Here is a 23,622-nt window from a genome sequence, read left to right as displayed (position 1 = left end):
TTGCCGCGCATTGAACATGTCCATACCAATCGCAGGGCCTGTTCGCCCGACGTTCAGGGGCCCGTCTCCCCCCGTCCCGCGCAGAACGCCACCGTGAGGTCCTTCACCAGCACCTTGCGTTCGTAGTCGTCCAGCTCGACCAGCCCCCGCATGGTCAGGCGGGTGACCGTGTCCTCCACCGAATCCACGACCGAGCCGAGCACACTCGCCCGGTGCTGGGCGTCCAGCGCGGCGATCCGTCGCCGGTGCATCGCGGCGGCCACCTCGGGCGCGTACTCCACCCGCATCGGCCGCACCGCGAACACCTCGACCCCCACCGGCGCGGTGTCCGCCGCCACCAGCCGGGTCAGCGTGTCCTGCGCCGCGTCCACCGCGCCCTTCCCCGCGCCCGGCGCCGCCACCGGCACCCGCGACAACGCCGCCTCGACGCACGCGCGCAGATACGACTCGTGGTCCTCGACGCTCAGCGTCGCCCGCGCGGTGTCGCGGACCCGCCACACCACCAGGACCGCCACCCGCAGCGGCACCCCGCTCCGGTCGGCCGCCCGCATCGGCTCACCGCGCCAGTGCCGCAGCCGCACGTCGACCCGGCGGCGCAGGAGCAGCGGGTTGACCCACAGCAGCCCGGTCCGCCGGACGGTCCCCCGGTAGCGGCCGCAGAGGCCGAGCACCCAGGCCCGCCCGGTCCGGCCGCGGGCCAGACCGCCGAACCCGAACAGTCCGAGCGCCCCGGCCCCCGCGTACGCCGCCCACTGCGCGGGACCGAGGCCGGCCGCGCCCGCCGCCGGCCCGAGCACCTCCGCCACCGGCGGCGGCAGCACGCCCGCCCACCACGAGGTGGCCGCACAGCCGGCCGCTCCGCACACCCCGGCGAGCACTCCCACGATGCCGGGCAGCACCCGGGCGGGCCGCTCCACCAGGTCGGGTTCGACCCGCGGCACACAGGTCCGGGGCCGCTCGGCGGCCGGGCTGCGCAGCCGGGGGCGCTCTCCCGTGCCGCGCTCCCCCGCGCCCTGCTCGTCCGCGCCCGGCCGGCGGGCGACGACCGCCGGTCTCAGCCGCACCGGCGCCGGCTCGGGGGCGTCACGGAACAGCAGATGGACGGGGATCTCGGTGGTGGACTCGGTGTGGATCAGCCGCACCGGCCGGGCGGGCGCCGCACCGTCCACCGGGCCGCCGTCCACCGGGCCGCCGGGCTCGGGGACGTGTTCGGGGATGTTGTCGGGAACGGGGGACGTCGTCGTGGTCATGCGTGCCTCCAGCCTCCGCGCCAGATGCGTCACATCGGTCATCACTTCGAGGGACGTGGGCGTCGGGGGATGCCGTGCGCCCGGGGTGGGTCAGGAGAGGAAGAGCCGCCGCCAGGTCTCCGGGCCCGGATAGCCGTCCGCCGCCCCGCCGCGCCAGCCCTGGGCCCGCTGGAACGCCTCCACGTTGCGGCGGTCCGCCTCGGTCCAGCGCGGCCCCGGCCCCTTCGTGTAGTAACGGCCGAAGCCCTTCTTCACCAGCTGCCTCCCGAGCCGCGTGACATGGTCGTTGACGGCGCCGGGGCGGAACAGCGCCCGGCCCGGAAAGCCCGGCACCCCGTGCGAGGAGGGCGCCGACGACGCACCGGCGACAGCGGAAGCGGAATCTCCGCTTTGGATGTCCCGGCCCCCGCCGGTCGTCAGCAGTTCCCAGGTCGTCGGCCCCGGCAGCCCGTCCGCCGCCGCGCCCCGCCACCCCTGGGCCTCCTGGAACGCCCGGGTCGCCCTGCGGTCGGCGTCCGTCCAGCGCGGACCGGGAGGAGCGGGGTAGAAGTGCCCGCCGCCGCGGGCGACGAGCATGCGGCCGAGCTCGGTGACGTACGCGTTGTCCGCCCCGGGGCCGAAATAGGCCACTCCGGGGAACGGGATCCGGCCCGGTGCGGCGGGCCGCACCGCGGTCTCCGCCCCGCTCCCCGCCGTACCGTCGACCACCCCTTTGTAGCGGTACGGGACATAGCGCGCGGAGTTGTTCCAGTAGGCGTACGGGGTGGTCCTGCGCTGGGTGTGCGGGGCGGTCTGCTCGTAGGCGACGTACTGGGAGCGGGCGGAGTCGGCCCATCCGCCGAAGAGGACGACATGGGATCCGCCGTACGGGTCGGCGGCATTGTGGAACAGCAGCATGTCACCCGGCTGGAGTTCGTTCTTCGTGATTCTCTCGGCGTAATTCGCGAGACTTCCGGTCCATTCGTTCCCGGGCAGTCTCCAGGCCATCGAGACATAACCCGAACAGTCCTGCCGATAACCGTCGGACCAATAAGAGCTCACTCCGTACGGAACCTTCCGGGTGACCCATGTCCCGGCCCGCTCGATGATCTCCTCGCGGGTGATCGCGGGCACCCGCGCGGGGCGCGCGGGCGGGCCCGCCTGGGCGCCGGGTCCGTGCAGCGGCCCCCGCGCCCCCTGCGGGGTACTGGGCTCCTCGCCTGCGGGAACGTCCGGACCAGCGGGCCGCTGAGAGTGCGGGGCCGCGACCGCCGGAACCGCCTGGGCGGTGATCGCGGCGGAGGTCACGGCGGCCACGACGAGAGCCGTCCGGTGGGCCGCCGGATGGCCGGGAAGGCGGCCGGTCCGGGAATGCGGGAGAACGCGCCGCCAGTGCGCACAGCCGGGGCAGTCGCAGTCGCCCGCCGGATCGATTTCCTCGAATACCGGAGACTCCATGCGATTCCCCTCACACTCCCGGTCGAATGCTCCGCGTCGGTGCACGAGGGTCAGTTTCGCAACCGTCGTCCGCACGCGCATGTTGACGGTCCGAACGATGTACGGGCGGTGGCCCGGGGGCGTACCGGGCATGACCCCCGGGCGGCGGACGGGGCGGCCCGCGGTCGGGAGCACCCGCCGGGGTCCTGTAGAGTTACGCCGTCAGCGCGCGCCGCTAGCTCAGTTGGTTAGAGCAGCTGACTCTTAATCAGCGGGTCCGGGGTTCGAGTCCCTGGCGGCGCACCGACAGACGGGCTCCTCGTGCACACGAGGGGCCCGTCGGTTTTTGGCCGGATACCCTCTCGCGCACATTGAACCCCACGCACTCGAAACCCGTATGCAACACCGGACCCCCCGGGCCTCCCTCACCGTTCACATTGGACACGTATGACCGGTGAACACCATGTTTCGCATCTTGCGATCATGATGGGCACCGTAGACCCTGGGTTCTTCAAGTTGCTGCGGGTTCGCGGCGGTTGGGGGGCATGAAACCGGTTGCCGGTGATGCGGGACAAGGGATCCCGCTTCATGAAGCGATGCCGAGGGGGGCATCATGCAACCGGAACAGCGCTGTGCCGTGTCTATAAGGTGTGGGTGACGTGGTGACAGCGGTCAACCACTGACACGTCAGTGACGGTCGAGGGGGACCGGAGCGGACGTAAGGAAGCGACGAAACACGCGGTGACCACCGGGTGTTGGGGGGATGACTCATGACGTCGACGCCGACGGGCGCCGGGAGGGACGACGACCCGTCCCAGACCACCCAGCTCAGGGTGCCTTCGCACCGGAACTGGAACACGGGCGCGTTCCGCCGGATAAGGAAGACACTGCCGAGGTACGACTACGAGCACTACAGCCGGCTCGCGGGGCCCCTCACCCAGCCCGATCCGAACAAGCCGTACAAGGTGCAGTACCGCTCGCTGATCTCGCAGGAGCCGCACCGCATCCGGATCGCGCTGATGCTGGCCGCGGCCCCGGTGCTGTCGCTGGTCCTGCTCGTGTGGCTGCTCCAGCCCTCGCACTGGACCGAGCGCGACTACCCGGCGTTCGACTGGCTGCCGGCCCTCGACGTCGTCATGCTCGTCTCGATCGGCCTGATCGAGTTCTTCCGCTGCATGAACGTGCTGTCGAACGCGCACGCCACCCTGGTCGCCCGCGACCCGATCCCGGTGGTGCCCGAGACCGGCACCCGGGTCGCCTTCCTCACCTCCTTCGTGCCCGGCAAGGAGCCGCTGGAGATGGTGACGAAGACCCTGGAGGCGGCCGTCAAGATCCGCCACCGGGGCCTGATGCACGTCTGGCTGCTCGACGAGGGCGACGACCCGGAGGTGAAGGAGGTCTGCGCCCGGCTCGGCGTGCACCACTTCTCCCGCAAGGGCGTCGCGAAGTGGAACCAGAAGAAGGGCCCCCACCGCGCGAAGACCAAGCACGGCAACTACAACGCCTGGCTGGACGCGCACGGCGACGACTACGACTTCTTCGCCTCGGTCGACACCGACCACGTGCCGCTGCCGAACTACCTGGAGCGGATGCTCGGCTTCTTCCGCGACCCGGACGTCGGCTTCGTCATCGGCCCCCAGGTCTACGGCAACTACGACAACTTCGTCACCAAGGCCGCCGAGTCCCAGCAGTTCCTCTTCCACGCGCTGATCCAGCGCGCCGGCAACCGCTACGGCTCGCCGATGTTCGTGGGCACCTCCAACGCCGTACGCATCAGGGCGCTCAAGCAGATCGGCGGTCTGTACGACTCGATCACCGAGGACATGGCGACCGGCTTCGAGATGCACCGCGCCAAGAACCCGGCGACGGGCCGGAAGTGGCGCTCGGTCTACACCCCGGACGTGCTCGCGGTCGGTGAGGGCCCCAACGCCTGGACGGACTTCTTCACCCAGCAGATGCGCTGGTCGCGCGGTACGTACGAGACGATCCTCAAGCAGTACTGGAAGGGCTGGTACTCGCTCCCGCCGAGCAAGCTCTTCAACTACACGATGATGATCATCTTCTACCCGATGTCGGCCCTGAACTGGATCCTGGCGGCGCTGAGCTGCGCGCTGTTCCTGGGCCTGGGCGCCTCAGGTGTGAACATCGACCCGGCCGTCTGGCTGATGCTGTACGGCAACGCCTCCGCCCTCCAGATCGGCCTGTACGTCTGGAACCGCCGCCACAACGTCTCGCCGCACGAGCCGGAGGGCTCCGGCGGTGTCGCCGGCATGGTGATGTCCGCGCTGTCGGCGCCGCTCTACGCGAAGGCGCTGATCGACTCCGTCCTGCGCAGGAAGAGCAAGTTCGTGGTCACCCCCAAGGGTGATTCGGCCAGCCCGGACACCTGGTTCGGAACCTTCCGGTACCACTGGTACTTCATCCTGATCTTCGCCGGTTCCATCGCCGCGGGCTTCGTCTACGGACACTCGCACCCGGCGATGGTGATCTGGGCGACCTTCGCCCTGCTGATCACCGCCGCGCCGATGTTCGCCTGGCGCCACGGCATGCGGCAGGACCGCAAGAAGCCCGGCGCGCACGCCGGGGGCGGGCAGCCGGACTCCGCACAGGAGCCCAGGACCCAGCTGCTGCCGCAGATGCCGCAGCAGCAGCACGCCCCGCACCAGCCGCAGGCCCGCCCCCAGTGGGCCGGCTCCCACGGCGCACCGGGCGGATCAGGGGGCCCCGAAGGCCCGGGCGGGCCCGGGGGCGGCAACCCCGGCAACGACCAGACCATGCAGATCGCCCTTGGTGGACTTGGGGGACGTAAGGAATGAAGGACCGTGCAGGCCGCCGTCGCGCCCGTCGGATCGCGATAGGCACGGCGGTGGTGCTGGCGCTGGCCGGAATGAACGGGCCGTGGCTGTACCGCTTCGGAACCGAGAAATACCACCAGTACAAGATCAACCAGCCCGAGTACAAGGCCGAGAACGGCAAGTGGGAGATCGTCGAGTTCCCCGAGGAGTACCGGCAGAACACCATTCACGCGGCGCTGCTGCGCACCGGCAAGGTGCTGCTCGTCGCGGGGTCCGGCAACAACCAGGACAACTTCGACGCGAAGAAGTACGACACCCGGATCTGGGACCCGGTCAAGGGGACCATCAAGAAGGTGCCGACGCCCACCGACCTGTTCTGCACCGGCCACACCCAGCTCGCCAACGGCAATCTGCTGATCGCGGGCGGCACCAAGCGGTACGAGAAGCTCAAGGGTGACGTGAAGAAGGCCGGCGGCCTGATGATCGTCCACAACGAGAACCCGGACAAGCCGATCACCCTGCCCGCGGGGACGAAGTTCACGGGCAAGGAGAACGGCAAGACCTTCGTCTCGAAGGACCCGGTGCTCGTCCCGCGCGCCAAGAAGAACTTCGACCCGGAGACCGGCGAGTTCCTGGGCAACACCCCCGGCGTCGGCCGGATCTACGTCGAGGCGCAGAAGGAGGGCGCCAAGTACGAGACCGGCACGCAGGACAACTACAAGGTGCAGGGGCTCTCCGGCGCCGACGCGCGCAACACGTACGGCATCGCGGAGAAGCTCGCCCTGGACAAGAAGGACTTCCAGGGAATCCGGGACGCCTACGAGTTCGATCCGGTCGCCGAGAAGTACATCAAGGTCGACCCGATGAAGGAGGCCCGCTGGTACCCGACGCTCACCACCCTGAGCGATGGGAAGATCCTCAGCGTCTCCGGCCTCGACGACATCGGCCAGCTGGTCCCGGGCAAGAACGAGGTCTACGACCCGGAGACCAAGGAGTGGACCTACACCGACAAGGTCCGCCAGTTCCCGACGTACCCGGCGCTGTTCCTGATGCAGAACGGCAAGGTCTTCTACTCGGGTTCGAACGCCGGCTACGGACCGGACGACGTGGGCCGTGACCCCGGCGTCTGGGACGTGGAGACCAACAAGTTCACGAAGGTCCCCGGGCTGAGCGACGCGAACATGCTGGAGACGTCCGGCACGGTGCTGCTGCCGCCCGCGCAGGACGAGAAGTACATGGTGATCGGCGGCGGCGGGGTCGGCGAGTCCGAGCTGGCCAGCGAGAAGACCCGGATCGTCGACCTCAAGGCCGACGACCCCAAGTTCGTCGACGGCCCCTCGCTGGACAAGGGCACCCGCTACCCGCAGGCCTCGGTCCTGCCGAACGACGACGTGCTGGTCACCGGCGGCTCGGAGGACTACCGGGGCCGCGGCGACTCCAACATCCTCGAGGCACGGATCTACGACACGGAGAAGAACGAGTTCCGGCGGGTCGCCGACCCGCTGGTGGGCCGCAACTACCACTCCGGCTCGATCCTGCTGCCCGACGGCCGCGTGATGGTCTTCGGCTCCGACTCGCTCTTCGCCGACAAGGCCAACACCAAGCCGGGCAAGTTCGAGCAGCGCATCGAGATCTACACGCCGCCGTACCTGTACGGCGACAACGAGCAGCCCGACCTGTCGGGCGGGCCGAAGACGATCGCTCGCGGTGAGTCCGGCACGTTCGGCTCCGCTGACGCGGGGGCCATCAAGAGCGTGCGGCTGATTCGGCCTAGTGCGTCCACGCATGTCACTGATGTGGATCAGCGGTCGATCGCGCTGGAGTTCAAGGCCGAGGGGGATGAGATCACCGTGACGGTGCCGAAGAACAAGAACCTGGTTCAGTCGGGGTGGTACATGCTGTTCGTCAATGACGGTGACGGGACGCCCAGTAAGGGGCAGTGGGTTCGGGTGCCGTAGCGCTCCCGCGGGTGGTGGCCCTGGGTGCGGGAGCGCTGTGGCTTGTCGCGCAGTTCCCCGCGCCCCTTAGGGGGTTGAGCCTTCCGTGAGTTTCAAGGCGTACTCCGGCCACCACTCGCCGGCCTTCGGGCCGCCCTTGCATTCGCCGTCCGACTCTCCTGGGCGCTTGACCCACAGGTAGGCGTCGACCAGGGGGTCGGACGTCTTGGTGGTCGGGGTTTCGCCGAGGGCACGGCCGGGCGGGTTGCACCAGCGTTCGTCCGCCGCGCCCTCGGTGTAGGGGCCGTTGCCGTTGCGGCTGGTGTCGATGACGAAGGGCTTGTTGCCGATCTTGGCGGAGAGCTGCTTGCCGTAGGCGATGGAGTCCTCGGTGGAGTAGAAGTTGGAGACGTTCACCGAGAAGCCGTCGGCCTGCTCGACGCCGGCCCACTTGAGCGGTTCGTGGATCTGGTCGGGGTTGCCCCAGCCGGCGTTGCCCGCGTCCAGGTAGACCTTGGTGTTCTTCAGGCCCTTCAGCTTGGCGATGGCGCCCTTGAGGAGGTCGTAGCGCTCCTCGTGGAACTCGCCCGGGGTGCAGCCGTCCACCAGGTGCAGCACCGCGTCGGGTTCGAGGATCACGGTCGCCGGACGGTCGCCGATGCCCTTGGCGACACCGTCGACGAAGTCGCGGTAGGCGTTGCCGTCGGAGGCGCCGCCCTGCGAGTACTGGCCGCAGTCGCGGTGCGGGATGTTGTAGAGGACCAGCAGCGCCCTGCGGCCCACCTTGTCCGCGCCCTCGGTGAAGCCCCGGGCCTGTTCCTCGGGGTTCTCCGGGCTGATCCACTCGGCGACGGGCTGCTGGGCGATCTTGCGGATCTGGTCGGCCTCGGTCTTCTTGCCGTCCTTGACCAGTTCGGCGACCTGCCGTGCGGCGTTGCCGTCCGGGTTGACCCAGAACGGGTCCGATTCCTTCGGCTGCTGTGTGATCCCCGCACCGGCGTCCGGGTCGTCCCCCTTGTCGTCGGAGGAGGAGCACCCCGTGATCACGAGTGCCGCCCCCAGCGCCACCGCGGCCGCCCGCCCCCCGGCGAACGCCCCGACCCCCCTACTGCCGTACATCGAGCCCCCCTTGGGTGCACTTGTTCCATGTGCTCCGAGCCCCAATCCTGACATACGTCCCGCGGCAGCCACGAGGCCGAGCCAACCTTGTCCGCGAGCTGTTACAGCCCGGTGCCCCGGGTCGGCCCAGGGTGTGCGTTGCGATCCGCGGGCGGGGGCCACCTGCGGAGATCACGGACCGCGACCGCACCGGGACTTGGCGTCATTCACCCCCTAGGCCCGGCACCTCTTTCGTTCTAGAGTCGTGCCCACCGACCGGCCGGTGCCCCCGCACCACGGTCCATCACGGCCTCCCGCGCCGGCCGCCCGGGACACTCCCGCGGCCCGGGCCCCGCGCGGTCGAGGACCGGCCCGGTCGGCGGCCTCCGGGGAGCGGGTCGTCGGCCGGGCCAGGTACCGCCGGGCGTCGGGGAGTTACGGGGGATCAGGTTCCGGTTCCGGTCGGATACGCGGAGACGACGACCTCGGCCGTGCAGCCGTCGGGGGCCCGCTCGGAGCCCTCGCCGCAGGCGACCAGCCGGAGTTCGGCCCGTCCCGCGCGGCGCGGTTCGTGGGCCTGCCGGGTGCCGGGGCCGTCGGGGGAGCCGGCGCGGACGTCCTCGACGGTGAACTCGGCGACCGCGCCGTCCGCGCGGACCACCCGGATCTCCTGGCCCGGTTCGAGGGTGCCCGCCCGGTGGAGGACGGCGTGCCCCGTCATCAGCGCGGTGCCGGGCGCGCCCGGCGGAACCCCGTCCGCGTGCCAGCGGACCACTCCCGGCGGTGCGTCAGGGACGTCGTGGGCGACCACCGGCGCCCGGACGCCGAGGGCGGGGATGTCGAGGCGCCGCGGGGGCGCGTCGGCCCGGGGCGGGCGTCCGGCCGCCGCCATGTCGCCGGTGGCGGTCCCGGACATCCCGGCGGGTACGTCGCCCGGCGCCCGGCCCCACAGCCACAGCCCGAGCAGCAGCACCAGCCAGGCCACGCCGGCGAGCAGCCGCCCGGTACCGGACGGGAGGCGTTGCTTGTCGGCCATGGTCAGTCCGTACGGAGTGCGACCGGCAGGGAACTCATCGTGCACCTCCAGACATCTGCGAGGGTCCCGCGCCCGGTACGGCGCCGCATCCCCGGACGTGCGGCGATTGCGCCGTACGGGTGAGGGCGGAGGCGGATGAGGTTTGGACGGCGACTGCATAGCATGAGGCGTCCCATGGCCCACGCACGGCAGGAGTCCGCCCCCATGACAGAGCGCAAGCCCATCGAATCGTGGCTCACCGACATGGACGGCGTGCTGATGCACGAAGGCGTTCCGGTGCCCGGCGCCGACGCGTTCATCAAGAAGCTGCGGGACTCCGGGCGGCCGTTCCTCGTCCTCACCAACAACTCGATCTACACGGCCCGTGACCTGCACGCGCGCCTCAACCGGATCGGTCTCGAGGTGCCGGTGGAGAACATCTGGACCTCGGCCCTGGCCACGGCGAGCTTCCTGGACACCCAGCACCCGAACGGCACCGCCTATGTGATCGGCGAGGCTGGCCTGACGACGGCGCTGCACGACGCGGGCTACGTCATGACCGACGCCGAGCCCGACTTCGTGATCCTGGGCGAGACGCGTACGTATTCGTTCGAGGCCCTGACGAAGGCGATCCGTCTGATCAACGCCGGGGCCCGGTTCATCGCCACCAACCCGGACAACACCGGTCCCTCGCCCGAGGGGGCGCTGCCCGCGACGGGTTCCGTGGCCGCCCTGATCACGAAGGCCACGGGGAAGGAGCCGTACTTCGTCGGCAAGCCGAACCCGCTGATGATGCGGACCGGTCTGAACGTCATCGGGGCGCACTCCGAGAGCAGCGCCATGATCGGTGACCGGATGGACACGGACGTGCTGGCCGGGCTGGAGGCCGGGATGGAGACGTTCCTCGTCCTCACGGGGCTGACGACGAAGGACGACATCGGCCGTTACCCGTACCGGCCGACCCGGGTCGTGGACTCGATCGCGGACCTGGTGGACCTCGTCTGAGCCGGCGAGCCGGCGTCAGGGGCGCCTGCGCGTCAGCAGCAGGGCCAGGGCGCCGGTGAGCAGGACCACCGCGGTCACGACGAGGACCCGGTCGCCGGTCCCGGTCGGGGCGAGCTCGTGGGCAAGGGGGAAGCGCCCGCTCCCCCGGCCGGGCTCGGGTTCGGCGTCGACGCGGAAGCGGTAGTCGTTCGACTGGCCGACCCAGTCGCCGTCGTCGCCGCGGCGCTGGACGACGGCGGCGTTGGCGGTGACCTCGTTGGGGACGGCGTCCGAGGTGAGGGCGAGGCGCAGCTTCACACCGAGGGTCTCGCCGGGGCCGACCGTGAATCCGGGGAAGCCCGCGCGGTCGTCGGCGAGGGCTCCGACGAGTTCGTCGGCGTCGGTGGCCTCGAACCGGACGGGGTGGGGCCGTCCCTCGCCGTCGTAGAACTCCAGGTGCGGCTGTGCGGGGGTCAGCGCGCGTTCCTCGTCGACGAGTACGACGACGGGGTGGACACCCGTGCAGGGGCGGTCGGTGGTGTTGGTCAGGGCCAGGTACCAGGTGGCGAAGCCGCCCCCGGCCGGGTACGCGCCGGGGCCGCCGTGGATCCGGGTGGTGAGGGGGAAGTCGCGGCCGTCGGCGGGCGCGCAGGCGGGCGGTGGGGCGTGGGCGTGCGCGGGGGCCGCGGGGACGGCGGGGAGGGTGGCGGCCAGTGCCGCCGCCAGGCAGAGGGACGCGGGCGGGAACAGTCGCATGAACATATGAGCCTGCCGGTGGATCGCCGTCGCGGACACCGCCATTCGGGCAAGGCTCGGGCGAGTTTTGCGCCAGTCGGCCAGAAAGTGGCGCAATCACGCATTGCCGCTCCGTCGCGCGCCCCGCAGCCTGAAGGGCGGGAGCGCTCCCACACGATCTCCCCTCCTCTTCCGGCGCACGGAAAGAAGGACCTATGGATTGTCATATACATGGCCATAACGTAGGGCGCCGTCTGGTGCTCGCCCTCAGCACCCTCGCGGCGGTGCTGCTGACACTCCTCACCCCGTCACCCGCGGCGGCGGAGGCGGAGGCGGACGCCTCGTCCGTCCCCCTGCCGTCGCTCAGCGCGACCACCACCCAGGTCGCCTCCGGACTGAGACGGCCCACCGCCATCGTCGCCCCCGACGACGGCACCGACCGGCTGTTCATCACCGAGAAGTCCGGCACCGTCCGCACCTACCACCCGGACACCGGCCTGGCGGGCACCCCGCTGATCGACATCACCTCCGCCGTGGACGAGACGGGCAACGAGCGCGGTCTGCTCGGCATCGCCCTCCCGCCCGACTTCGCCGACAGCCAGGACCTGTATCTGGCGTACACGGCACTGCCCGACGGCGCGGTCACGGTCGCCCGCTACCGGCTCGACGAGTCCCGTCTGGAGCCCCTGCTCTCCCAGGAGCACGCCGAGTACAACAACCACAACGGCGGCCAGCTCGCCTTCGGCCCCGACGGCAACCTGTACTGGAGCATCGGCGACGGCGGCGGCTCCGGGGACCCCTTCGATTCCGGCCAGCGGCTGGACACCCTGCTGGGCAAGATCATGCGCATCGACGTGAGCCGCGCCTGCGCCCCGCTCGCGTACTGCGTCCCCGCCGACAACCCCTTCGTCGGCACCCCCGGCGCCCGCGAGGAGATCTGGCTGTACGGGCTGCGCAACCCGTGGCGGTTCTCCTTCGACGACGCCGACGGCTCGATGTGGATCGGCGACGTCGGCCAGGGCCACTGGGAGGAGATCAACCACCTCGCCCCCGGCCAGGGCGGGCTCAACCTCGGCTGGTCCTGCTACGAGGGCCTGGAGAAGTTCGCCGACGGGGACTGCCCGCCCGGCGAGGAGTACACCGAGCCGGTGTTCACCTACTCGCCGTACACCGGCGGCTGCTCGGTCATCGGCGGCCGGGTCTACCGCGGCCAGGAGTACGCCGACCTGGTGGGCGGCACGTACATCGCCACCGACTACTGCTCGTCCACGGTCTGGGCGCTGCGTCCCGACGGCCGGGGCGGCTACGAGCAGGCGGAGATCGGGCGGATGCCCACGCAGGTGACGTCGATCGGCACGACCGTCGACGGTGAGTTCTACGTGGTCAACGACCTGCCCGGCGGGCTGCACCGGGTGTCGTTCTCGCGGGAGGAGCCCACCTGCCGGGTGGACCGCACGGTGACGGCGTGGGGCACCGGCATGACGGTCGACCTCACCGTCACCAACACCGGCGACACCCCGGTGGACGGCTGGACGCTGGAGTTCCCCGTGACCCTGGACCAGACGATCATCTCCGACTGGAACACGACCATCACCCAGCTGAGCAACACGATCACGGCGACAAACGCCTCCCACAACGCCACGATCGCCCCAGGCGCCAGCATCACCCTCGGCTACCTGGCCCAACACACAGGCGACACAACCCCACCACCCCGCTTCAAACTCAACGGCGACGCCTGCGCAGTGACATAACTGCCCAGCTGCGCAGCCGCGTAGCTGCGGGCAGTCGTGCCGCTGGGGCGGCACGGGTGGGCGCAGCGGCACCCGGCAAACGCCGGCAAGTGACACCCACCCCCGGACACGCAACGGCACGCCGGCACGGAACCGGCGTCAGGCGTCCCCCCGTCCGAACAGCGGCGCAAGCACCAGTTGCGCAGCCCCCTCCGCAACCCCCCGCGCCCCACCCGGCGCAACCCGCACGGGCACGGCCCCGTCCCCGCCGCCCCCCTCCCGCCGCGCCCGCGCGGCGAGGACGGCGCCGACCCCGCCCACGAACGCCTCCGGCGCCCCCGCCACCGTCCGCCCCCCGAGCAGCACCAAATCAATGTCGAGCAGCCCGACAAGATTCGCCGCCCCCGCCCCCAGCACCCGCGCCGCCTCCACGAAATCCCCCCGGCCGACGGCATCCATGCACAGCGCCTCGATGCACCCCCGTGCACCACACCCGCACACCGGCCCGTCCAACTGGATGACCTGGTGCCCGAACTCCCCCGCCCCGGTCCTGACCCCCCGGTACACGCTCCCCCCGATCACCAGCCCCGCCCCCAGCCCCGTACCGAGGTGCAGATAGGCGAAGGAACCGCTCTCACAGGAACCGCCCTCGCCACCCACCGCCAGCCCCAGCGCCGCCGCGTTGGTGTCCTTGTCCACGACCACCGGCACCCCCAGCCGCCGCGCCAGCGCGTCCCGCAGCGGGAAGCCGTCCCACTCGGGAAAGCCGGTGACCCGGTGCAGCACCCCCTTGCCGTGGTCGAGCGGTCCGGGCAGCGCGACCCCCACACCGAGCGGTGACGGCCGGGCCGCCCCCACGACGTCCGCCCACAGCTCCCCGACGACCCCGGCCACCCGCGCCAGTACCGCCTCCGCCCCCGCGCCCAGGTCCAGCGGAGCCCTCCGCTGGGCCACCACCGTCCCGACGAGGTCGACCAGCACCGCCCGCACCTCGTCCCGGTCCAGATGCACGCCCACCGCGTGCCCCGCCTCCGGCACCAGCCGCAGCACCGTGCGCGGCTTGCCGCCCGTGGACGCCCGGCGCCCCGCCTCCGCCGCGAGCCCGTCCTCCCGCAGCCGGGCCGTGATCTTGCTGACCGCCTGCGGGGTGAGCCCCGTCCGCTCGGCCAGTTCCAGCCGGCTGATCCCCTCCGCTCCCGCGGTCCGCAACAGGTCGAGCACGAGCGCGGTGTTGTGGCTGCGCAGGGCGAACAGATTCACCCCTTGGTGCGCGCCGTCGTTCGTCCTGTTCACCCGCCCATTGTCTCTTCTGCTTGCACTTTGGCAACAGCGTTGCGAAAGTAGGACCATGACTGGCACTCCCCTCCGCGTCGGCCTCATCGGCTACGGCCTCGCGGGTTCCGTGTTCCACGCCCCGCTGATCGCCGCGACCGAGGGCCTCGCGCTCGACACGGTCGTCACCTCGAACCCCGAGCGGCAGCAGCAGGCCCGCGCCGAGTTCCCGGACGTACGCGTCGCCTCGACCCCGGACGAGCTGTTCGACCGCGTCGGCGAACTGGACCTGATCGTCATCGCGTCCCCGAACAAGACGCACGTCCCACTCGCCAAGGCCGCCCTCGAGGCCGGGCTGCCGGTCGTCGTCGACAAGCCGATCGCCGGCACGGCGGCCGAGGCGCGCGAGCTGGCGGCGCTCGCCGAGGAGCGCGGTCTGCTGCTCTCCGTCTTCCAGAACCGCCGCTGGGACAACGACTTCCTCACCCTGCGCCGGCTGATCGCCGACGGCGTACTCGGCGACGTCCAGCGCTTCGAGTCCCGCTTCGAGCGCTGGCGCCCTCAGCTCAAGGGCGGCTGGCGGGAGTCCGGTGACCCCGCAGAGATCGGAGGTCTGCTCTACGACCTCGGCAGCCATGTCGTCGACCAGGCGCTGGTCCTCTTCGGCCCGGTGACCGCCGTGTACGCGGAGGCGGACATCCGCCGCGAGGGCGCGCGGACCGACGACGACACCTTCATCGCGCTGACGCACGCGAACGGCGTCCGCTCCCACCTCTACGTCTCCGCGACCACGGCCCAGCTCGGCCCGCGCTTCCGCGTCCTGGGCTCGAAGGCCGGCTACGTCAAGCACGGCCTCGACCCCCAGGAAGCCGCCCTGCGCGACGGCCTGCGCCCGGCGGCGGCCGGCGCCGACTGGGGCACGGAGCCGGAGGAGCTGTGGGGCCGCGTCGGCGCCGGCGAGTCCCCCGTGACCGGCGGCGGCCGGCCCACGCCGACCCTGCCGGGCGACTACCCCGCGTACTACGCGGCCGTGGCGAACGCACTCCTGGAGGGCGCCCCCAACCCGGTGACCGCCCACGAGGCGGCCGCCGCCCTGGACGTACTGGAGGCCGCACGCCGTTCGGCCCTGGAGAAGGTGACGGTGACGCTGTGACCACCCCCGAACTCACCCCGAGCGTGGAGGAACTGGAGGCGCAGGAACGCCGCCTGGTCTTCCAGCGGTTCACCCACGACGACGCGTGGGCCCTCGGCTCCCTGCTGGTGGAGATGGCCCGGGAGCGCCAGGCCCCGGTCGCCATCGACATCCACCGCGCGGGCCAGCAGCTCTTCCACGCGGCCCTGCCCGGTTCCGCCCCCGACAACGACGCCTGGATCGCCCGCAAACGCCGGGTGGTGGAGCGCTACGGCTCCGCCTCCTACCTGGTGGGCGCCCGTCACCGGGCCAAGGGCACGACCTTCGAGGCGTCCTCCCGGCTGGACCCCGACACCTACGCGGCCCACGGCGGCTCCTTCCCGATCACGGTGGAGGGCGCGGGCGTCATCGGCTCGGTGACCGTCTCCGGGCTGCCGCAGCTCCAGGACCACCTGCTGGTGGTGGCGGCGCTGGAGCGGTTTCTCCAGGTCTGACCGACCACCCGTCCGGCCCTCCGGGGAATGGGCACCGGTGTGGCTCCTGTTGGCACGCGGTAACAGGAGAAGTGATCACCACGGCCCACCGGAGGGATCGGAACCGATGAGCGACACCACCGCCGCCTTGAAGGACTCCGTCGGCAGGTACGGCATCTGGAGCGGGGCACTGCGCGCCAGTGGACCGCACGGGCACGACGAGCGCGCCGAGGCCGCCGCGGAGGTGGAGGAGCTCGGCTTCGGCGCCCTGTGGCTGGGGGGCAACAGCTCCGCCGAGGACGCCGCCCCGCTGATCGGGGCGACCTCCCGGATCGTCGTCGCCACCAGCATCCAGAGCGTCTGGGAGCACGAGGCGTCCGAGGCCGCCGCCCGCTTCGCCGAGCTGGAGGCGGCCCACCCCGGCCGCTTCCTGCTCGGCCTGGGCGTCAGCCACGGCCCCATGGTGAAGGGGTACGAGCGCCCGTACTCGAAGATGGCCGGCTACGTCGACGAGCTGGACCGGGCGGGAATGCCGGCCGGCCGCCGGGTGCTGGCGGCGCTCGGTCCGAAGATGCTGGAGCTGTCCCGGGACCGGGCGGCGGGCGCGATCCCGTACCTGGTGACGCCCGAGTACACGGCGAAGGCCCGGGCGGCCCTCGGTGACGGGCCGCTGCTGGCACCGGAGCTCAAGGTGGTCCTCGACGACGACCCGGCCCGGGCCCGCGCGACGGCCCGCGCCTACCTCGCCGGCTACCTCCGGCTCCCCAACTACACCCAGAACTTCCTCCGCATCGGCTTCACCGACGCCGATGTCGCGGACGGCGGCAGCGACCGTCTGATCGACGCGGTGTTCGCCTGGGGCGACGACGACACGATCCGCGCCCGCGTCACGGCCTTCCACGAGGCGGGCGCCGACCATGTCGCCCTCCAGGTGGTGGAGGACGACATGACACCCCTGCCGAGGAAGGGCTGGCGCAGGCTGGCCGCACTACTGGGCTGAACCGAGGGGGAGCGGGCGGAGGCTCAGGCGTCCTTCAGCTCCTGCCGCTGCCGCCCGAGCCCGCCGATCTCCAGCTCGACGACATCCCCCGCCCGGAGATACGGCTTCGGCTCGGGCCGCCCCATCGCCACCCCGGCAGGCGTCCCGGTGTTGATGACGTCTCCGGGGTAGAGCGTCATGAACTGGCTGACGTACCGCACGACCTCACCCACCGGGAAGATCTGCTCGGCGGTGGTCCCGTCCTGCTTCAGCTCCCCGTTCACCCACAGGCGCAGCGACAGGTCCTGCGGGTCGGGGACCTCGTCGGCGGTCACCAGCCATGGCCCCAGCGGGTTGAACGTCTCGCAGTTCTTCCCCTTGTCCCAGGTCCCGCCCCGTTCGATCTGGAACTCCCGCTCGGAGACGTCGTGCGCGACGGCGTACCCCGCGACATGCGCGAGGCCCTCCTCCGCCGACTCCAGGTACCGCGCCGTACGCCCGATCACGACCGCCAGCTCCACCTCCCAGTCGGTCTTCACCGACCCGCGCGGCACCAGCACCGTGTCATGGGGCCCGACCACCGTGTCCGCCGCCTTGAAGAAGATCACCGGCTCGGACGGCGGCTCGGCCCCGGTCTCCCGGGCGTGGTCGTGGTAGTTCAGCCCGATGCAGACGATCTTCCCGATCCGTCCCACCGGGGGCCCGATCCGCAGCCCCGCCTCGTCCAGCGCGAGCAGGTCCCCGCTGTCCGCGGCGGCCCTGATCCGCCCGAGCGCGTCCTCGTCGGCGAGCAGCGCCCCGTCGATGTCCGCGACGAGACCCGACAGGTCCCGCAGGGTCCCCTCGGAGTCGAGCAGCGCGGGCCGCTCCTGTCCCGCCGTACCGACTCGCAGCAGCTTCATGATCCGTCTCCCTCGATCGCGGGCCCGCCCGACGAACACGACCCGGATGCGGCGAGGCGCAGCCATCGGAGGACTGGTCGATCCTCCAAGCTGACGTACCACTCCGCAAGACCTCGTTCACGTACTGGACCGGGCGCCCCGCCCGTCACCGGTACAGCACGGCCCGCTCCACCAGCCCCCACGTCGTACTGGTCACCATGTACAGCGCGGCCGCCAGCGGCATGACGGCGACGGTGACGAGCGTGAAGAAGGACATGAACGGCATCACCTTGGTCACCGCCCCCAGCCCCGGCACCTGTTCGCCCCCGCCGGCGGCGGGCAGCGCGGGCTGTGCGGCCATCATCCGCCGGGACAGCCGGTACCCGAACCAGGCGACGACGCCCGCGACGGCGAACAGCCCGACGTACACGAGTCCGGGTCCGCCGAACATCCCGCCGTCCCCGAGCGCGTCCGCCCATCGCCCGCCGAGCGGCGCGTCGAACAACCGGTGCCCGAGCAGTTCGTTGGCCCGCCCGCCGATCGTCTCGCTGGAGAACAGGTGGTACAGCAGGAAGAACGCGGGCAGTTGGAGAAGGCTCGGCAGGCATCCGGACAGCGGTGACACCTTCTCCCGCGCGTGCAGCTCCAGCACGGCCCGCTGCAACTTCTCCGGATCGCGGCCGTGCTTGCGGCGCAGCTCGGCGATGCGCGGCTGGAGCGCCGTGCGGGCCTTCTGTCCGCGCGCGGCGGCCCGGGACAGGGGGTGGACGAGGAGTCGTACGAGCGCGGTGAACAGGACGATCGCGGCGGCCGCCGCGGAGACGCCGAACAACGGCTGGAGCAGGTCGGCCAGTTGCTCGACCAGGCTGGCGAAGACGGACATGGGTGAGCCCTCCGGGGGTCTCGTCGTGCCGGAAGTACGGGATGGACGGCGGCATGACGACCCGCAGCGGGGCGTGTGAACGAACGAAAGGGTGCCCTACGCGGCGGTCGCCGGGAGGGCCCGCCCCGGTGCCCGGGGCCTGGTGCGCCCCTTGGCGTCGGGGTCGCGCTGGGGCAGGAAGGCCGTACGCCGGTCACGGTCGCGTATGGCCGTACGGACCCGGGTGGGGGCGACGGCGGGCGCGCAGCGCGCGAGGACGAGCGCGCAGACGGCGAGCGCGGCACCGGCGGCGGCGGTCGCGGCGAGCGCGACATGGACCACGGACAGCCCACCGGCGGCCGGCAACAGCAGCAGGACGGCCTGCACGAGGGGGAGCAGCACGGCGAGGGACCGCAGCACGCGATCACGCATCACGCGCCCCCTCTCCCCTCAACTCCGGTCCCGCTTCCGTCCGTTATACCGGATCGATCTCGACGGGCTGGAGCAGCCGCTTCGGCTTGAGCAGCGCCCGGCTGACCGGATCCGCCGGTTCCCGGTTGAGTCCGGGGCCCGGCAACACCTCAACGTCCGGCACCGGCACCACGGTTCCGCAGGCCGGACATTCGCCGTAAGGACCCAGCTCGGTGCCGCAGTCGGCGTGCCGGAAGACGCGCAACTGGGTGCGGGTCAGGTGCTCGCGGCCCCACAGGCCGAGCGCCCGCAGCGCGGGCCACAGGGCGATCCCGCGGTCGGTGAGGACGTACTCGTCGCGGGGCGGCGACTCCTGGTACCGGCGCTTCTCCAGGATGCCCTGGGCGGTCAGCGTCTGGAGGCGGGCGGCGAGGACCGCGCGGGGGATGCCGAGGTGGACGAGGAAGTCGTTGTAGCGCCGGACTCCGTAGAGGGCGTCACGGATGACGAGCAGCGTCCAGCGTTCCCCGATGACCTCGAGCGCGCTCGCGATCGAGCACTCCTGGTTCGCGTAGTCCTTGCCCAGTGCCATGCCGTCCACTGTAACCAGTTTCCCAGATGTTGGTTCAATGACCGAACCTGAGGTGTTACGGTGACCGCCACGTCGTAAGTTCATTCAATGAACCTACAGCGTCCCGACCATCCCGGATCCACCGCAGCCCGAGAAGGACGCTCCTGTCATGACCGGCACCGATCCCACCCGCACCACGACCACCACCACGACCGAGCGACCGGGCGGCACCGGCTCCCAGCGGGACTCTCCCCCGCGCCCCGCGGCCACCCTCGCCCTCACCAGCGCCGCCACCGCCGTGGCCCTGATGACGTACACCACGCCGATCATCACGCTCCCCGACACCGCCGCCGCCCTGCACACCCCGCTGTCCGCCCAGGCCTGGCTGCTCAACGGCACCCCGCTCGGCCTGGCCGCCCTCCTCCTCGTCGCCGGCAGCCTCGCCGACGACTACGGCCGCCGCCGGATCTTCGTCTCCGGCACCCTCGCCCTCGGCATCACCACCGCACTGGGCGCCCTCGCCACCACCACCTGGCTGTTCACCCTGGCCCGTATCGCCCAGGGCGCCGCCAGCGCCGCCCTCCTGGCCAGCAGCCTCGGCCTGATCGTGCACGCCTTCCCGACCCCGTCCGGCAGGGTCCGGGCGACGGGGGTGTGGGGCGCGTTCGTCACCGGCGGCATCGCGGTCGGCCCGCTCCTCGCCGCGGCGATACCCGACTGGCGGGCGGCGTACGCCGTCCTCGGCACCGCCGCCCTGATCGTGGCCGCCCTCGGCACCCGCGCCCTCACGGAGTCACGCTCCCCGCGCGGCGGCCGACCGGACTTCGCCGGTGCCGTGACCTTCGGACTGGCCCTGGTCTCCCTGGTCGCGGCCCTGACCCTGGGCCGCGACGGCTGGCTGCGCACCCCCGTCTGGCTGCTGCTGGCGGCGGCGCTGTTGCTCCTGGCGGCCTTCGCACGGGTCGAACGCCGCACCCCCACCCCCATGATCGACCTCTCCCTCCTGCGCCGCCGCGACTTCCTGGCCTCCTCGATCGGCGGCCTGTTCACGGGCCTGTCCGTCATCGGCCTGTTCAGCTACCTCCCGGCGGTGCTCCAGGGCACCCTCGGCATGTCCGCGCTGGACACGGCGTGGCTGACCCTGCTCTGGGCCGGCCTCGCCTTCGCCGTCGCCCTCCAGGCCCGCCGCCTGGCCGGCCGCGTCCCGACCCGCGTCCAGCTCGCCCTCGGCTTCGCCCTGCACGCGGGAGGCGTCCTCACCATGCTCGGCGCGGTCGACGCGGGCTCCACGGCCCGCTTCGTCCCCGGCATGATCGTCGCCGGCGTCGGCAGCGGCCTGCTCAACGCGGCCCTCCCCCTCCTCGCCGTCGAGTCGGTCCCCCCGGCCCGCGCGGCGATGGGCTCCGGCGCCCAGCAGACCTTCCGCTACATCGGCTCCTGCGCGGGCGTCGCCCTGACAATCGCCATCGCCACGTCGTCGAGCGGCGGGGTGGCACGCGGCACGGACATCGCGATGGTGGTCTCGGTGGCCCTGGCGGCGGTGGCGGCGCTCACGGTGGTGTTCCTCCGGGAACGCGGCTGAGCCCGCCGCGGCCCGCCGCTCCCTCACCTCTGTCACCCGACGGCAGTACGGTGTCCCCCATGCGCCCCGACACGCCTGCCGAAAACGTCGACCACACCGCCGAAGCCGCCCGCCTGGAGCGGACCGCCGACCTCTACCCCGAGGACGCCGAGGCCCTGCTCCTGCGGGCCGCCGCCCACCGCGAGCTCTCCGGCGACCGCCCCACCGCCACCGCCCTCTACGACCGCCTGCTGGCCTCCACGCGGGAGCTGGACAACCCGTATCTCGTACGGGCCCTCAAGGCGTCCAACCTCTGGGAGTACGGCCACGAGGCGGAGGCCCGCGCGATCATCGACGGCATCCGCACGGCGTCCCCGCGCGACCCCGCCCCGTGGGTGATCGTCGCGGAGTCCCTGGAGTCCCACGACGAGCTGGAGCAGGCGCACGAGACGTTCTCGGAGGCCGTACGCCTCCTCCTCACCGATGTCACGGAGCCCCCGTACGCCACCCACCCCCTCCTCTTCGGCCGCCACCGCGTACGCAGGATGCTCGGCGCGCCGCACGACGAGTGGGACGCCCTGGCGGACACCGCGCACACCCTCCCGATCACCCTGGACGAACTCCACGACCCGAAGCGGGTGTGGTCCCTGGGCTCGGAGAACCCGGCGGAACTGGAGGCGGAGATCATCCGCCTCCGCGCGGAACTGGGCGCGTACCGGGAGGCGCTGTCCCGCCCGTTCCCGGTGGCGGTGCTCCACTGGCCGGCCGACGAACTGACGGAACTGCTGTCGGCGTACCCGACGCTCGCCGAGGAGTACCCCTCGCACGAGGAGCACCTCACCTCCATAGAGGCCGCCCTGCGCGAACTGGCCGCGTCCGGCACCCCGAACCTGGGCATTGTCACGGGCACGGTCCCGTCGTACGAGGCCTTCGCCGCCTCGGAACTCACCTCCCCGACCGACCCGGCCCTGCTCCCCCAGTACGCGACGACGCTGGCGGCCCGGGGCCGGGCGGTGGCGTGGCCCCCGGAGCGGACGGCGGCGTGCTGGTGCGGCTCGGGACGGACGTACGGCGACTGCCACGGAACCGCCGCGTGACGGCGTACGTCTTGGCGCACAACTGACGTCGGCTCCGGGGGGAGGCCACGTGGACCAGCCGTGGCTCACGATCACACTCATCATGGCGGCGGGCGCCCTGGCGCTGGGCATCGCGGTCCTGCGCCTGGCCCTGGGCCAGCGCAGGGCCCTGGACCGCCTCGGCGTCCGGGGCGTGCGCACCCGGGGCGAGGTGGCCCGCAACGCCCGCCGCGAGGGCCCCACGATCCACCCCCCACAGGTCCGCTACCAGGCCCCGCCCGTCGACCGCCCCGACGCCCCACCCACCCAGACCTACCGCCGCACCCCCCTCAACCACGAGTCCCACCCCCTGCACCGGGGCGTCCCGGTCGTCGTGCGCTACGACCCGAGGGACCCGCGCCGAGTGGTGATCGTCCACACGAAGGACGGCCGCCCGGGAAACGTCTCGTACTCGGCGACGGCCAATATGACGTGGGGGGTGTTCTTCGTGCTGTTCGCGGTGGCCATGGGGGTGGGGGCGTTTCTGTAAGGACTCCTCCGGGAAGGCGCTGACGACTCAGGACGGACTGAGAGGAACAGCACCCGTGAGTGAATGGCAGCTGTCCGAGACGTTCCGCGGCACGTCGGGCGATGTCCGCTGGGACAGCCTCGGACAACCCGGCCGGCATCCGGTCGTGCTCCTGCACGGCACCCCCTTCTCCTCGTACGTCTGGCGCGCCGTCGCCCGCGCGCTCGCCCGCCACCACCAGGTGTTCGTGTGGGACATGCCCGGTTACGGCACATCGGAGATGTCCGCCGGCCAGGACGTCTCCCTGGCCGCCCAGGGCCGGGTCTTCACCGAGCTCCTGGCGCACTGGGGTCTTGAGGAACCTTTGGTGGTCGCCCACGACTTCGGCGGTGCCGTCTCCTTGCGGGCGCACCTGCTGCACGGGGCGCGATACCGCGCTCTCGCCCTGGTCGACCCGGTCGCGCTGGCCCCGTGGGGTTCCCCGTTCTTCCGGCTGGTCGGCGAGAACTCCGAGGTCTTCGAGCGACTGCCGCCCGCGCTGCACCACGCCTTGGTACGCGAGTACGTCAGCTCGGCCAGCAGCCCGGGCCTTCACCCGGCCGTGCTCGACCGGCTCGTCCAGCCCTGGCTCGGCGACCTCGGCCAATCGGCCTTCTACCGCCAGATCGCCCAGGCCGACCAGCGCTACACCGACGAAGTGCAGGATCGGTACGGGGAGATCGACTTCCCGGTGTTGGTGTGCTGGGGAGAGGACGACACGTGGATCCCGGCGGCGAGGGGCCGGGAACTCACCGCCCGCATCCCGGGCGCGCACCTGGAGCCGATCGCCGGGGCGGGACACCTGGTCCAGGAGGACGCCCCTGCCGAACTGACGGCGGCGCTCATCGGCTTCCTCCAGCAGGCACGCTGACGTCCGGCGGAGCCCGCCTGTAGCTC

21 protein-coding genes and 1 tRNA gene are annotated in these 23,622 nt (G+C 71.8%); 12 read left to right on the top strand and 10 right to left on the bottom strand.

Annotation, left to right across the window (positions count from 1 at the left end):
• Positions 1-53: 53 nt before the first annotated feature.
• Both ACZ470_RS01030 and ACZ470_RS01025 read right to left on the bottom strand, forming a co-directional pair.
• Positions 54-1,250: an SPFH domain-containing protein gene (locus ACZ470_RS01030; RefSeq protein ID WP_468423192.1), complete on the bottom strand. Its 1,197-nt coding sequence runs from the start codon at positions 1,248-1,250 to the stop codon at positions 54-56.
• A 90-nt stretch (positions 1,251-1,340) separates the two neighbouring features.
• Positions 1,341-2,687, bottom strand: a complete 1,347-nt coding sequence (locus ACZ470_RS01025) for a peptidoglycan-binding protein (protein WP_468423190.1) — start codon at positions 2,685-2,687, stop codon at positions 1,341-1,343.
• A gap of 208 nt (positions 2,688-2,895) precedes the next feature.
• Here ACZ470_RS01025 and ACZ470_RS01020 point away from each other — a divergent pair.
• The 3 genes from ACZ470_RS01020 to glxA all read left to right on the top strand — a co-directional run bounded on the left by ACZ470_RS01020 (position 2,896) and on the right by glxA (position 7,419).
• Positions 2,896-2,969: transfer RNA gene (locus tag ACZ470_RS01020), tRNA-Lys, on the top strand.
• 467 nt (positions 2,970-3,436) lie between these two features.
• On the top strand, positions 3,437-5,482 hold the full coding sequence (locus ACZ470_RS01015; RefSeq protein ID WP_468423189.1) for a glycosyltransferase family 2 protein: 2,046 nt from the start codon (positions 3,437-3,439) through the stop codon (positions 5,480-5,482).
• A complete protein-coding gene (glxA, locus tag ACZ470_RS01010; RefSeq protein ID WP_468423187.1) occupies positions 5,479-7,419 on the top strand; it encodes a radical copper oxidase GlxA in 1,941 nt (646 codons plus the stop codon). The genes ACZ470_RS01015 and glxA overlap by 4 nt, the downstream gene beginning before the upstream one ends.
• A gap of 66 nt (positions 7,420-7,485) precedes the next feature.
• On the opposite strand, the gene ACZ470_RS01005 is transcribed toward glxA, so the two are convergent.
• On the bottom strand, positions 7,486-8,517 hold the full coding sequence (locus ACZ470_RS01005) for a glycoside hydrolase family 6 protein (RefSeq protein ID WP_468423185.1): 1,032 nt from the start codon (positions 8,515-8,517) through the stop codon (positions 7,486-7,488).
• 424 nt (positions 8,518-8,941) lie between these two features.
• Positions 8,942-9,532, bottom strand: coding sequence for a sortase domain-containing protein (locus ACZ470_RS01000; RefSeq protein ID WP_468423184.1), 591 nt, complete (start codon positions 9,530-9,532; stop codon positions 8,942-8,944).
• A 204-nt stretch (positions 9,533-9,736) separates the two neighbouring features.
• Between ACZ470_RS01000 and ACZ470_RS00995 the strand changes: the two genes are divergently transcribed.
• Positions 9,737-10,516 (top strand): HAD-IIA family hydrolase, encoded by a 780-nt coding sequence (locus ACZ470_RS00995; protein ID WP_468423182.1) that lies wholly within the window; start codon positions 9,737-9,739, stop codon positions 10,514-10,516.
• A 15-nt stretch (positions 10,517-10,531) separates the two neighbouring features.
• Here ACZ470_RS00995 and ACZ470_RS00990 read toward each other — a convergent pair whose 3' ends face one another.
• Entirely contained in the window at positions 10,532-11,257 is a 726-nt protein-coding gene (locus ACZ470_RS00990) for a hypothetical protein (protein WP_468424029.1), read from the bottom strand.
• Positions 11,258-11,487: 230 nt separating this feature from the next.
• Between ACZ470_RS00990 and ACZ470_RS00985 the strand changes: the two genes are divergently transcribed.
• On the top strand, positions 11,488-12,981 hold the full coding sequence (locus ACZ470_RS00985; RefSeq protein WP_468423180.1) for a PQQ-dependent sugar dehydrogenase: 1,494 nt from the start codon (positions 11,488-11,490) through the stop codon (positions 12,979-12,981).
• A 138-nt stretch (positions 12,982-13,119) separates the two neighbouring features.
• On the opposite strand, the gene ACZ470_RS00980 is transcribed toward ACZ470_RS00985, so the two are convergent.
• Positions 13,120-14,319 (bottom strand): ROK family transcriptional regulator, encoded by a 1,200-nt coding sequence (locus ACZ470_RS00980; protein WP_468423178.1) that lies wholly within the window; start codon positions 14,317-14,319, stop codon positions 13,120-13,122.
• Between ACZ470_RS00980 and ACZ470_RS00975 the strand changes: the two genes are divergently transcribed.
• The 3 genes from ACZ470_RS00975 to ACZ470_RS00965 all read left to right on the top strand — a co-directional run bounded on the left by ACZ470_RS00975 (position 14,309) and on the right by ACZ470_RS00965 (position 16,837).
• Positions 14,309-15,385: a Gfo/Idh/MocA family protein gene (locus ACZ470_RS00975; RefSeq protein WP_468423176.1), complete on the top strand. Its 1,077-nt coding sequence runs from the start codon at positions 14,309-14,311 to the stop codon at positions 15,383-15,385. The two genes, ACZ470_RS00980 and ACZ470_RS00975, sit on opposite strands and share 11 nt — an antisense overlap.
• The gene (locus tag ACZ470_RS00970) at positions 15,382-15,858 is read left to right on the top strand and encodes a heme-degrading domain-containing protein (protein ID WP_468423174.1); all 477 of its coding nucleotides are present in this window, start codon (positions 15,382-15,384) and stop codon (positions 15,856-15,858) included. Before ACZ470_RS00975 ends, ACZ470_RS00970 begins: the two co-directional genes overlap by 4 nt.
• A gap of 106 nt (positions 15,859-15,964) precedes the next feature.
• Positions 15,965-16,837 carry an LLM class F420-dependent oxidoreductase gene (locus ACZ470_RS00965; RefSeq protein ID WP_468423173.1) on the top strand — a complete coding sequence of 291 codons (873 nt, stop codon included), beginning with the start codon at positions 15,965-15,967 and terminating at the stop codon, positions 16,835-16,837.
• 23 nt (positions 16,838-16,860) lie between these two features.
• On the opposite strand, the gene ACZ470_RS00960 is transcribed toward ACZ470_RS00965, so the two are convergent.
• The 4 genes from ACZ470_RS00960 to ACZ470_RS00945 form a co-directional block, all read right to left on the bottom strand.
• Entirely contained in the window at positions 16,861-17,718 is an 858-nt protein-coding gene (locus tag ACZ470_RS00960) for a fumarylacetoacetate hydrolase family protein (RefSeq protein WP_468423171.1), read from the bottom strand.
• Between the two features lie 145 nt (positions 17,719-17,863).
• Entirely contained in the window at positions 17,864-18,580 is a 717-nt protein-coding gene (locus ACZ470_RS00955) for a YidC/Oxa1 family membrane protein insertase (protein WP_468423169.1), read from the bottom strand.
• Positions 18,581-18,676: 96 nt separating this feature from the next.
• Entirely contained in the window at positions 18,677-18,991 is a 315-nt protein-coding gene (locus ACZ470_RS00950) for a DUF6412 domain-containing protein (protein WP_468423167.1), read from the bottom strand.
• Between the two features lie 43 nt (positions 18,992-19,034).
• The gene (locus ACZ470_RS00945) at positions 19,035-19,562 is read right to left on the bottom strand and encodes a winged helix-turn-helix transcriptional regulator (protein ID WP_468423166.1); all 528 of its coding nucleotides are present in this window, start codon (positions 19,560-19,562) and stop codon (positions 19,035-19,037) included.
• 148 nt (positions 19,563-19,710) lie between these two features.
• Here ACZ470_RS00945 and ACZ470_RS00940 point away from each other — a divergent pair, with 148 nt between their 5' ends.
• The 4 genes from ACZ470_RS00940 to ACZ470_RS00925 are packed head-to-tail and all read left to right on the top strand — an operon-like array spanning position 19,711 to position 23,596.
• Positions 19,711-21,123 (top strand): MFS transporter, encoded by a 1,413-nt coding sequence (locus tag ACZ470_RS00940; RefSeq protein ID WP_468423164.1) that lies wholly within the window; start codon positions 19,711-19,713, stop codon positions 21,121-21,123.
• 59 nt (positions 21,124-21,182) lie between these two features.
• Positions 21,183-22,199 (top strand): SEC-C metal-binding domain-containing protein, encoded by a 1,017-nt coding sequence (locus tag ACZ470_RS00935; RefSeq protein WP_468423162.1) that lies wholly within the window; start codon positions 21,183-21,185, stop codon positions 22,197-22,199.
• A 49-nt stretch (positions 22,200-22,248) separates the two neighbouring features.
• A complete protein-coding gene (locus ACZ470_RS00930) occupies positions 22,249-22,707 on the top strand; it encodes a DUF3592 domain-containing protein (RefSeq protein WP_468423160.1) in 459 nt (152 codons plus the stop codon).
• Positions 22,708-22,762: 55 nt separating this feature from the next.
• Positions 22,763-23,596, top strand: a complete 834-nt coding sequence (locus ACZ470_RS00925) for an alpha/beta fold hydrolase (protein ID WP_468423158.1) — start codon at positions 22,763-22,765, stop codon at positions 23,594-23,596.
• Positions 23,597-23,622 lie beyond the last annotated feature (26 nt).

The organism is Streptomyces sp. NPDC031111 (assembly GCF_055570675.1).
Note: the sequence above shows the minus strand (reverse complement) of the source record. Positions and strands in the feature narration are given on the sequence as shown.